We start from the raw sequence: 12,476 nt of genomic DNA on the forward strand, positions 1-12,476 counted from the left end.
GGCAGGAATGAGGTTCCCGGGTACGGTCGCCGTCGTGAGCGGCGCGGCCCAGGGTATCGGCGCGGCCGTCGCGCGCGCGCTCGCCGCGCGCGGGATCGAGGTCGCCGCGTTCGACGTCGACGGCGACGCGCTGGCGCGCCACGCGGCCGATAGCACGGCGTTCGGCGCGCGGATCCATCCGTTCACGGTCGACGTCGCGGACGCGGCGGCCGTTCAACGCGCGGTTGCGCGCGTGGAGGAGACGGTCGGTCCGATCGGGATGCTCGCGAACGTCGCGGGCGTGTTGCGGCTCGCGGCGGCGACGTCGCTGAGCGATGCCGATTGGGCGCACTGTTTCGCGGTGAATGCGCACGGGGTGTTTCACCTGTCGCGTGCGGTCGCGCAGCGGATGGTCGCGCGCCGTGCCGGCAGCATCGTGACGGTCGGCTCCAATGCGGCGCTGGTGCCGCGCATGCAGATGGCCGCGTATGCGGCGTCGAAGGCGGCCGCGCACCAGTTCACCCGCTGTCTTGGGCTCGAGCTGGCCGGGCACGGCATCCGCTGCAACATCGTTGCGCCGGGCTCGACGGACACGCCGATGCAGCGCCAGCTGTGGGACGGCCCGGCCGGCCCGGCGGGCGTGATCGCCGGTTCGCTCGACACGTATCGCACGGGCATTCCGCTCGGCCGGATCGCGGCGCCGGACGACGTCGCCGAAACGGTGCTGTTCCTGCTGTCCGACGCGTCGCGTCACGTCACGCTGCACAGCCTGTGCGTCGACGGCGGCGCGACGCTCGGCGTCTGACGGTGTTCCGCTTCCTTTTTCCGCAACTTCAGTGATGAAACAGATCTCCGCCGAAACCGAACAGGGCGCAGCCGGCGCCTTTGCCGAGCCACCCCGCGACGAACGGCTGTGCGTCGGCATGCGGCTGCCGACGCCGGACGCGCTGCGCCGCGACCTGCCGGCGTCGGTCGCCGCGCGCGCGACCGTGGCCGCCGGCCGCCGGCAACTGCGCGCGATCCTCGAGCGCCGCGACGCGCGCCGCATCGTCGTCGTCGGTCCGTGCTCGATCCACGACCCGCAGGCGGCGCTCGACTACGCGCGGCGGCTTGCGTGGCTCGCGCAGGCGGTGCGCGACGCGTTCTGCGTCGTGATGCGCGTGTATTTCGAGAAGCCGCGCACGACGGTCGGCTGGAAAGGCCTGATCAACGACCCGGGCCTCGACGGCAGCCACCGCGTGCTGGACGGGCTGCATGCCGCGCGCCGGCTGCTCGCCGACATCAATGCGCTCGGTCTGCCTGCGGCGATCGAGGCGCTCGACGTCGTCACGCCGCATTACCTGTGCGATCTCGTGAGCTGGGCCGCGATCGGCGCGCGCACGACCGAGTCGCAGGTGCATCGCGAGCTGGCGTCGGGGCTCGCGATGCCGGTCGGCTTCAAGAACGGCACCGACGGTCAGGTCGACGTGGCCGCGCACGCGATGCTGGCCAGCATGCGGCCGCATACCTTCATCGGCATCGACGGCGCCGGCGGGCCGGCGCTGCTGCACAGCGACGGCAATCCGCATGCGCACCTCGTGTTGCGCGGCGGCCGGCACGGGCCGAACTACGACGCGGCATCGGTGGCGGCCGCGGTCGAGACGCTGCGCGCGCAGCGCCTGCCGGCGAACGTGCTGATCGACTGCTCGCACGCCAACTGCGGCAAGCAGGCCGACCGGCAGCTCGCGGTGCTCGACGACGTCGTCGAGCAGATGTGCGCCGGCAGCGACGCGATTCGCGGCGTGATGCTCGAGAGTTTTCTCGAAGCGGGGGCGCAGCCGCTCGGCGGCCCGCTGCGCTACGGCTGCTCGATCACCGACCCGTGCCTCGGCTGGGACGCGACCGAGGATGCGCTGCTGCGCGCGCGCAGCCGCTGGCTCGCGCGGGACGGCCGCGCCGGCTGACGCCGGTGTCGGCGCGCGCCGCGCGCCTTCTTCAACCCACTACGGAATGGACATGTCGACGACTTCCGCCGAACCCCTGCAAGCGCCGGCCGACGCCGGCTCCCGCTACCTGCCGCTGCTGCTCGCGAACCTCGCGATGGTGGCCGGCACCTACGCATTCGTCGCGATCGCCGGCCCGCTGGCGCGCCGGATGAACCTTGAGCCGCTGCATATCGGCGCGGTCATCGCGAGCGTCGGGCTCGTCTGGATCGCCGCCGCGCCGCGCTGGGGGCGCGCGGCCGATGCACGCGGCCGGCTGCCGGCGATGCGTGCGTCGATCGTCGGATTCGTCGCCAGCTTTCTGCTGCTGGCCGGCTATGTCGGCTGGGCGCTGCATCGCGACGGGGCGGCCATGCCGCCGGTCTGGGCGAGCTTCGTCGCGCTGCTGGCGACGCGCGCGGCGATGGGCGGCTGCTATGCCGGCCTGCCGGTCGCGGCGACCGCGTGGATCGCGGACCGGACCGCGACCACCGGGCGCGCGGCGGCGCTCGCGCGGTTCGGCGCGGCGGGGGCGGTCGGGATGGTGATCGCGCCGCCGCTGGCCGGCTGGCTTGCCGGTTACGACATGACGCTTGCGTTCGCGGTGTTCGCGCTGCTGCCGCTCGCGGGCCTGCCGGGGCTGCGCCGCTTGCGCGACGACGGGCCGCGGCTCGCGAGGCGCGCGCCGGCGCGGCTGAGGCCGACCGATCCGCGGCTGCGCCTGCCGTGGTGGAGCGCGTTTGCGCTGTACGGCGTCGTGATGATCGCGAACAGTGCGCTCGGCTTCTACGTGATCGACCGGCTGCAGGTCGGCGCGCGCGACGCGTCGGCGGTGGTCGGCTATGCGCTCGGCAGCGCGGGCGTCGGCCTGATCGCGACGCAGTCGCTCGTCGGGCGGCTGCGGCGGGTCGCGCCGCGGCAGTGGCTGCGATGGGGGGCGCTCGTCGGCGCTGTCGGCTTCGTGTCGGTGCTGGCGGTCGAGCCTGCGCAGCCGTTGCTGATGTGCGCGAGCTATCTGTTGGCGGCCTGCGGAATGGGCGCGGCGTTTCCCGCGGTCGCGGCGCTCGCGAGCACGCGGGTCGAGCCGCACGAGCAGGGGGCGTGCGCGGGTGCGATGTCGGTCGCGCAGGGGCTCAGCATGGTGGTGGCGCCGCTCGTCGGCAACGGGCTCTACGAACTGCATCCGGCTGCGCCGTTCGTGGCGATCGGGGTGGTGCTGGCGGGAGTGTTCGTCGGGACGTGGCGGGGCGCGTCTGGGCAGTAGCGCTGCGCGTCGGTGGGAGACGAACGCGCCCGCTTGTGCGGGCGCTTTGCTTCCTGGGCGTGCAAATGAAAAAAGGCCAGCTTGCGCTGACCTTTTTTGAAATCAAGTGGTGCCCAGGAGAGGACTCGGTCACACGGGCGCGACCCCGGCTGCGCTTGCAAGCGCAGCCTTTCGAGTCCTCGCGCAAAGCGCGCAGGCGCTTTGCTTCCTGGGCCATAAATGAAAAAGGCCGGCTAGAAGCCGACCTTTTTGAAACAGATGGTGCCCAGGAGAGGCTTCATATTATTTATATAACTTCTTGATTTGTAAATGTTATAAATTTCACGGTCAATCTAATGTACTAGCCAATGTACTAATCGGTAGAGGGCTTTCGACCCTTGATATGCGGCTCGCAGCGGCACCGACTGGAATTCAGATCGCGTTGTAAAAAAGCAACAAGACGCGCGGTAGGCGGTCAACGCAATTGCTCCGTCTCCGCCAGTTTATGGCGGCGAAACCCCGCAGAGTCTAGGCTCTGCGGGGTTTTTGTTCTTTGGCGACTAGCAAAGCGACTATCAAAACCGCGGGCGCTTCAACTGGCCCATCCCACCCGAAATCCCGGTCAACCTCCATCGGTTCCTGAGCGCAAGGATACGCCAAGTCGGGTCAAGGCCGTCCACGACGTGCGGGTGTCTGCGATCACGAGGCAGCGGGACGGCAGCGCAGGACCACCGCCGGGTACAAACGTGCTTGCCATACGCAAAGCTGCCGTGCTTCGGCAATAGTTCAGCCGAATCGAAAACCAGTGATAATCACGGGCGAGGGGTAGAAGAACGGAACGCGGTTCATAAGGAATGGGGGCGCGGATGACCAAGTACGAACGTGGTTCAGAGTGGCGGCAATGGGATCTGCATATTCACACGCCGGCATCGTTTCATTGGAAGGGCCAGCGGTTTGATGCCGATCCAGCGTCTGAGGCCCATCGCGCCCTCGTCGACGAGATGATCAAGGCAATGAATGCCGCCGAACCGGCCGTCTTCGCGCTCATGGATTACTGGACCTTTGACGGCTGGTTTGCGCTCCAACGACGTTTGCAGGAGCCGGATGCCCCGACGCTGAAGAAAACGGTCTTCCCTGGCATCGAGCTGCGGCTCGCGGCACCGACCCATTGCCGCCTCAACGCGCACGTTCTCTTTTCGAACGAGATCGATGACCAGTCGCTCCATGATTTCAAATCGGCGCTGACCATCGAGCTCGTCGAGCGTCCCTTGTCCGATGCGGCGCTCGTCGCGTTGGCGCGTCAAGTCGGCGCCGACAAGCTCAAGCACCACGGTTTTGATAAATCACAAGTGGATCAGGACGATGCGGTCGCCTTGCGTGCCGGATCGACGATCGCTGAAATCAATTGCGAATCCTACAAGAAGGCGATCAGGCAGGTGCCGAACGGACACGCCATCGGGTTTATGCCATATGACACGAGTGATGGACTCGGCGAAGTCAAATGGCAGGACCACTACGCCTATTTTCTTGGTCTTTTTCAGAGCTCGCCGATTTTCGAGTCCAGGAATCGGGATCTTCGCGACGCGTTTGTTGGACAGGAAACGCCGGGCAATACGAAGTTCTTCAAGAATTTCCAGGCGGGATTGAATTATGTTCCACGACTGGTTGTGTCCGGAAGCGATGCGCACTGTTTTGTGGGTGTCAAAGGCGACAACGATCGGCGGGGCTATGGCGACTATCCGTCAGGGAAGGCGACCTGGATCAAAGCCGATCCCACCTTTCAGGGGCTCCAGCAAGCGATCATGGAGCCATTGAAGCGGTCCTACATTGGTGCGCGACCTCCCAAACGGGAGGAGATTGACACCAACAAAACCTATTTCATCGATGCCATAGAGGTCCGCAAGGCGGACGGCACCAGTGCCGTCGGAAACTGGCTCGATGGAACCAAGCTGCCACTCAATCCGGATCTGGTGGCGATCATCGGGAACAAGGGAAGTGGCAAGAGCGCGCTCGCGGACGTGCTGGCCCTGCTCGGAAATTCGCGTCAGACGGCGCACTTCTCTTTTCTCAAGAAGGAGCGCTTTCGGGGCAAATCAGGCGACCCCGCGAGGCATTTCGTTGGCACGTTATCCTGGCTCGACGGCAATACAGAACATCGCAATCTCAACGAGAACCCACCGCAAGACAACGTCGAGCTGGTTCGATATATCCCACAAGGTCACTTCGAGGACCTTTGCAACGCACACGTGTCCGGTCGTTCCGATGCCTTCGAGAAGGAATTGCGCGCCGTAATCTTCTCGCATGCTGACGATGCCATTCGGCTTGGTGCGCTCGACTTCGATCAACTTGTTGAACAGCAAGAAAGAACATATCGCTCCCAGCTCAATGAGTTCCGGAAAGAGCTTCGTGGCATCAACCAACGGATCACCACCTGCGAGGAGCAACTGCAGCCGCAGGTGAAGCGATCCCTGGAGGAATTGCTCGCACTAAAAATTCGCCAGAAAGACGAGCACGACAAGATCAAGCCGGCTCCGGTCGCCGCGCCTGGTACCGACTTGTCGCCAGAGCAACAAGCCGCGACAACGGCCTTGGCTGCGGTTGCTGAAAAGCTCCGAAGCCTCGATGAGCGTATGACGCGGGCCGCAGCGACCCGGTCGCAACTCGCCGGCAAGTCCAAGGCGATCCAGAATACAAAGGAGCACTTGCGACTCCTTGCGCGTGCCTACCAGCAGTTTATGGAGGATGCGGCAGACGATCTGGCGATCATGGGTCTGACCGCACAAGATCTGGTGACATTCTCTATTGTGTCCAAGCCGTTAGACGATATCGAGGCGCGCGTGACAGATGAGCAGGCTAAGCTCAGTCAGTCGGTAGACGCTGACGTGACGGGAAAAGAGACGTTGTTGAAGGACCAGGCCAGCTTTCAGGCGAAGCTCGACGCGCCGCAGCTTCTCTACCAGCAACATTTGGCAGCGATCGAGCAGTGGAACGCTAAATTGGCGGAGCTGGTTGGTTCGGCCGAAGCGCCCGATACACTGGAAGGCTTGCGGGCGAGGATCATACAGCTCGATGAACTACCGGCTGTTTTGGATGGCTATCGGGCGAAACGCGAAGCACTCACCGGCGAAATCTTCGACGTACTCGAAGCGCAACGAAAGGCACGTGAGCAGTTGTTCAAGCCGGTGCAGGACCTGATTCTGGGCAACCGTCTCATCCGCGACGAGTACAAACTGCAGTTTCAGGCAACGCTTGGTGGTTCGATCGATCGATTATCGGAGGACCTGTTTGCGTTGATTAAGCAGAACGCTGGCGAGTTCCGCGGCGATGACGAAAGTTTCGGCGTCGTCCGTAAGCTGGCAGAGCAACATGACTTCAATAAACGCAGCGACGCGGTCAGCTTTGTGACCAAACTTCACGACAAGATCGCCGCGGCTGCATCGGGGAATAGCGCGAAAGCGTCGGCGGGTCTTGGAAGCATGTTGCGCAAGGACAAGTCAGCTACTGACGTATATGACTTGTTGTTCGGGCTGTCGTTCCTCGAGCCACGTTACTCGCTCCTTTTTCAGGACACCCAGATCGAGCAACTGTCGCCAGGACAGCGCGGCGCGCTGCTGCTCATCTTTTACCTGCTCGTTGACAAAGGACGAAACCCTATCATCCTGGATCAACCGGAAGAAAATCTCGATAACGAAACGGTCGTGGGTCTGCTCGTACCGGTGCTTACCGAAGCCAAGACGCGCAGGCAGATCATCATGGTGACGCACAATCCGAACCTTGCCGTGGTGTGTGACGCGGAGCAGGTGATCTGGTGCAGCTTTGATCGAAAGGGCGGGTCAAGGATATCCTATACAGGGGGCTCGATCGAGAATCCGGCGATCAACCGCCGCGTCGTGGACGTGCTGGAGGGCACGAAGCCGGCCTTCAATAACCGGCGGATCAAATATCACTAACGGCAGTGGAGCCGGTATCAGGCCATCGGCGCAAACGATATGCGCCGTCGTGCTTGCAGGGTAGTTCCCCACATCTTTGTGTCCGTCACCAGGTCGGTATCGGAAGTGGCGTACCGATAGGGCGGTTAGATCGGGGTAGACCCGGCAAATCGATACATACGACCCGTTGGCCGAAAGGCATAATGTCGGCTTCGTGGTTTGATCGCCACAATAACAAGCGACTCAGCACCTATGACTGCCCTCGAACTGCTTCTCGATACCTTCCGGCACACCGCCGTTACTGAGCGGGAGAAGGGAACCTACTTCGAAGAGTTGATCGTCTGCTACCTACAGAACGAGGCCACCTATCGCGACCTGTACAGCGATGTCTGGACCTATGCGGAATGGGCCGACTTGCAAGGACTGGACAAGCGGGACACCGGTATCGATCTTGTGGCGAAGACGCGCGGCACGGACGAATTCCACGCGATCCAATGCAAGCTGTTCGCGCCGGATCATAAGGTCCAGAAGAGTGACATCGACAGCTTCTTCACGGCATCGGGCAAGAAGCCTTTCATGCGCCGGATCATCGTCGCCACGACGAACCATTGGAGCGAGCACGCCGAAGATGCGCTGCTGAATCAGCAGCCGCCAGTCAGCAAGATCGACCTGACCGCCCTTGCAGAAAGTCAGATCGATTGGCAGAAGTACCAGCCGAAAGCGGCGCCGGTTATCAAGGCCAAGAAGCAATTGCGTCCGCACCAGGCGAGTGCTTTGAAGGCTGTTATTCATGGCTTGGCGGATGCAGATCGGGGCAAGCTGATAATGGCGTGTGGGACCGGCAAGACGATGACGGCCCTGAAGATTGCCGAAACGTTGGCCGGTGCAGGCAAGCGGGTCCTGTTCCTTGTTCCAAGCCTGTCCTTACTGTCGCAGACCCTGACCGAATGGACGCAGGAAAGTGAAACACCGCTTCATAGTTTCGCGGTGTGCTCGGACAGTGATGTGGGGAAGAAGCGCAAGAAAGAGGACGATGAGGTTAAGACCTTCATCCATGAACTGCGCTACCCGGCCACCACGGATTCGGCCCGACTGGCGGCAGAGATGGCGAAGCGGCACGACGCGTCGCATATGAGCGCCGTTTTCAGCACGTATCACTCCATCGACGTAATCAGTCGTGCGCAGAAGCAGTTCGGTCTGGCGGACTTCGACCTGATCGTCTGCGACGAAGCCCATCGCACGACCGGCGCGACGTTCGGCGACGACGATGAAAGTGCCTTCGTTCGGGTTCACGATGGTGATTACATCCGCGCCGCCAAGCGCCTGTACATGACGGCGACGCCGCGCATTTACGGCGATTCAGCCAAGGCCACAGCTGAACGTGACAACGTGGCGATTTGTTCGATGGACGACAAAGCCCTGTACGGGAATGAACTGTTTGTCATCACGTTCTCGGAAGCCGTGAAGCGCGGACTGCTAGTCGATTACAAGGTGATCGTGCTGGCGGTTGAAGAGACGCACGTCAACCGACGTCTGCAAGACCTGCTGCGGGATGAGAACAACCAGTTGAAGGTCGACGACGCGGCCAAGATCGTCGGCTGCTGGAAGGCGCTGTCCAAGCAAGGATTGACCGAAGACTTGGTTGGTGACGGCGGTCCGATGAGCCGTGCGGTGGCCTTTTGTCAGGTCATCGAGGTTTCGAAAGGTGCCAAGACCCACAAGGTCAGTTCGAAGCAGATTGCCTCGATGTTCCAAGCGGTCGTTGAGGCGTATCAGGAAGAGGAAGAATTCGAACAGGCGGTGCGATTGCACTGTGAAGCCGAACACGTCGATGGCGGCATGAACGCCAGCGAGAAGGAAGCGAAGCTGGCATGGCTGAAAGCCGAGACACCCGAAAACACCTGTCGCATTCTCAGCAACGTTCGCTGCTTGTCCGAAGGGGTGGACGTTCCGGCACTGGATGCCGTGTTGTTCCTGACGCCGCGTAATTCTCAGGTTGACGTGGTGCAGTCGGTCGGTCGTGTGATGCGTAATGCACCGGGCAAGAAGCGCGGGTACGTGGTGTTGCCGGTGGTGATCCCAGCTGGTGTCGAACCGCACGAAGCCCTGAATGACAACAAGACCTATGCGGTGGTCTGGCAGGTGTTGCAAGCCCTGCGTTCGCACGATGATCGCTTCGATGCGATGGTGAACAAGCTGGATCTGATCGGCAAGGACACCAGCAAGATGGAAGTCATTGCGATCACCGACAAAATCCAGAAAAAACAGGGGAAGGCAAAGGGGCCGAAGAACAAGGACGCTGGAAAGGGCGGCTTCACCATCGGCGAAGCGGTCCGGGAGCGGGCGGAACCGGACCAGCACGAACTGCAATTCGAGATCGGTGAGATCGAAAGGGCTATTTATGCCAAGATGGTCCAGAAGGTCGGCAATAGGCATCACTGGGAAGACTGGGCCAATGACATTGCCAAGATCGCCCGGACTCACATCGACCGCATCACGGCCATCATCGAGAACCCAGAAAACACGAAGGAAAGAGAAGCGTTCCACGCGTTTGCCGATGAACTGCGCGACGACCTGAACGGCAGCATCACGGACGGTGAAATCATCGAGATGCTGGCGCAGCATCTCATCACCAAGCCGGTGTTCGATGCCCTGTTCGAAGACTACAGCTTCGCGAAGCACAATCCGATGTCTATTGCGATGCAAGGCGTTCTTGATGTGCTGCACGAACACCGGCTGAACAAAGAAGCAGACACGCTGGAAAAGTTCTACGATAGTGTGAAGCTTCGGGCCGAAGGCATCGACAACGCAGCAGGCAAGCAGAAGATCGTCGTTGAGCTATACGACAAGTTCTTCCGAAACGCTTTCCCGAAGATGACCGAGCGGTTGGGGATCGTCTATACGCCGGTCGAAGTGGTGGACTTCATCATCCACAGCGTAGGTCATGTGTTGCAGACCGAATTCGGCCAGACCTTGGGAAGCAAGGGCGTTCACATCATCGATCCCTTCGTTGGTACCGGCACGTTCGTGACGCGACTCATGCAAAGCGGCCTTATCACGCCCGAAGAACTGCCGCACAAATACAAGCACGAAATCCACGCGAACGAGATCGTCCTGCTGGCTTACTACATCTCGGCCATCAATACGGAAGCCGTGTATCACAGCATCGTGGGCGGCGAGTACCAGCCGTTTGAAGGCATCTGCCTTGCTGATACTTTCCAGCTTTACGAAAAGGAAGACTTGGTGGATGCCGTGCTGGCGCAGAACAGCGCGCGGAGAAAACGGCAAAAGAAGCTCGATATCCGGGTGATTATCGGCAATCCACCATATTCGGTCGGTCAGAGAAGCGAGAACGACAATAACGACAATGTTGAGTATCCGCACCTGGACAGCCGCATCCGCAGCACGTATGCAGAGCGGTCGAATGCGGTACTCGCGAAAGGGCTGTACGACAGCTACATTCGTGCCATACGGTGGGCCAGCGACCGAATCGGCGATAGCGGCGTCATAGGCTTTGTCACCAATGCGGGCTTTCTTGATTCGAACACCGCTGACGGTCTGCGGAAGTGCCTAGCCGATGAGTTCAGCAGTATATATGTGTTCCATCTACGCGGAAATCAGAGAACGTCTGGTGAGTTATCGCGCAGGGAGGGTGGCAAAATTTTTGGGGGAGGCAGCCGTGCGCCGATTGCCATTTCCATCTTGGTCAAGAATCCCAATGCAGTACAGCACGGACAAATTCGTTTTTATGACATCGGTGACTACCTGAACCGTGAAGAGAAGCTGGCGAAAATCAGCGCCTTCGCCAGTATCAACGGTATCTCCAAGGCTGACGGATGGCGGCTCATTGCACCTGATGAACACGGCGACTGGCTTAAACAGCGTGATGGCCGGTTCGGCGAATACATTGCGTTGGGGGACAAGAAGGGAAACGCGGCCAAACTATTTGAGAATTTTTCGCAGGGCGTTCTGACCGCCCGAGATGCGTGGTGCTACAACGCTTCGAGGGAAGCGTTAGCTGCCAACATGGCACGTATGATTGCTTTTTACAATCGTGAGGTGATGCGCCTCACCGACGCGTTTCCGGAGTTAGACAAGAAGGCGCGGGAAGCGAAAGTTGAGGATGGTTTTGTCAACACAGACCCGGCGCAAATCAGTTGGTCGCGTTCGCTGAAGCAAGAGTTATCCAAGGGACGACAGTTTTCCTTCGACGATCAGTGTCTGACCCAGAGCCTGTACCGTCCGTTTAAAAAGCAATGGCTGTATTTCAATCGCCGCTTCAACGAGATGGTGTATCAGATGCCACGCGTCTTTCCAGATGCATCGGCGACCAATCGGATGATAATGATAAAGCAGCGATGGACGGGCGAGGGTCAATTGGCACTGATGGTGGACAGGGTCGTCGAGTTCCAGATTGACGGCGGTGCTCAGTGTTTTCCATTGTATCTTTATGACAACCCGGTCGAAGAAGACGACGTGGCTTCGCCGCAGGCCGGGCTGTTTGCCGCGCCGCACTGTGTCGAGCTTGACCGCAAACGCCGCGATGGGCTGACCGATGAAGGTTTGGCACACTTTCAGTCGGCCTATCCGGGCGAAGGTATCAATAAGGAAGACTTGTTCTACTACGTCTATGGCCTACTGCATTCACCGGACTACCGTGATCGGTACGCCGACAATCTCAGCAAAGAGTTGCCGCGCATCCCGTGCGTGAAAACCGCTGACGATTTCTGGGCTTTTTCGAAGGCTGGCCGGAAGCTGGCTGATCTGCACGTCAATTACGAGACGGTGGATAAGTATCCATTGCAGATGGTCGGCGGTGATCTGCTATTGACTGACGCCGACTACCGTGTTGAAAAGATGCGGTACGGCAAGAATGGCAAGGACAAGGACCTCTCGACGCTGATCTATAACGACAAGATCACGGTGAAGGGTATTCCGCTGGAAGCCTATGAATACGTAGTCAACGGCAAACCGGCACTGGATTGGGTTGTCGAACGGCAGTGCGCTAAGACTGACAAGGACAGCGGCATCGTCAACGACGCGAACGATTGGGCCATTGAGACGATGCGCAATCCTCGCTACCCACTGGAATTGTTCCAACGCGTGGTGACGGTCAGTCTCGAAACGATGAGGATCGTGAAGGCGTTGCCGCGTCTCGATGTTCAGCAGCCGGCGGCGACGGTTGGACAGTTGGTCGAATCGAACGATGCGCCGGATGCATTGACTGCGTGATTGGGCGTGTCTGCGGGCCTGGAAGATATGTCGGCTGCAGAATGGGAAGATAGGGCATTGCGTTTCTGCACTTTGCTGTCCGGAGGCGTCACGCCGTGCCTCTGGTGCCCGTCTGGCGGTGTCCGGTTATAA

General features: G+C 60.7%; 6 protein-coding genes. All 6 read left to right on the forward strand.

The window, feature by feature from the left end:
* Nucleotides 1-7 precede the first annotated feature (7 nt).
* Nucleotides 8-784, forward strand: coding sequence for a 2,3-dihydro-2,3-dihydroxybenzoate dehydrogenase (locus KY49_RS06520; protein ID WP_042583860.1), 777 nt, complete (start codon nucleotides 8-10; stop codon nucleotides 782-784).
* Between the two features lie 34 nt (nucleotides 785-818).
* Nucleotides 819-1,922 carry a 3-deoxy-7-phosphoheptulonate synthase gene (locus tag KY49_RS06525; protein WP_052495614.1) on the forward strand — a complete coding sequence of 368 codons (1,104 nt, stop codon included), beginning with the start codon at nucleotides 819-821 and terminating at the stop codon, nucleotides 1,920-1,922.
* Between the two features lie 52 nt (nucleotides 1,923-1,974).
* Nucleotides 1,975-3,204 carry an MFS transporter gene (locus tag KY49_RS06530; protein WP_042584589.1) on the forward strand — a complete coding sequence of 410 codons (1,230 nt, stop codon included), beginning with the start codon at nucleotides 1,975-1,977 and terminating at the stop codon, nucleotides 3,202-3,204.
* A gap of 65 nt (nucleotides 3,205-3,269) precedes the next feature.
* Nucleotides 3,270-3,506 carry a hypothetical protein gene (locus KY49_RS36900; protein WP_156162434.1) on the forward strand — a complete coding sequence of 79 codons (237 nt, stop codon included), beginning with the start codon at nucleotides 3,270-3,272 and terminating at the stop codon, nucleotides 3,504-3,506.
* A gap of 543 nt (nucleotides 3,507-4,049) precedes the next feature.
* A complete protein-coding gene (locus KY49_RS06535) occupies nucleotides 4,050-7,133 on the forward strand; it encodes a TrlF family AAA-like ATPase (protein WP_042584590.1) in 3,084 nt (1,027 codons plus the stop codon).
* Nucleotides 7,134-7,364: 231 nt separating this feature from the next.
* Complete coding sequence (locus tag KY49_RS06540; RefSeq protein WP_042583861.1) at nucleotides 7,365-12,344, forward strand: DEAD/DEAH box helicase; 4,980 nt, start codon at nucleotides 7,365-7,367, stop codon at nucleotides 12,342-12,344.
* Nucleotides 12,345-12,476 lie beyond the last annotated feature (132 nt).

The organism is Burkholderia sp. MSHR3999 (genome assembly GCF_000833595.1).
In the GTDB taxonomy this organism is placed as follows: domain Bacteria; phylum Pseudomonadota; class Gammaproteobacteria; order Burkholderiales; family Burkholderiaceae; genus Burkholderia; species Burkholderia ubonensis.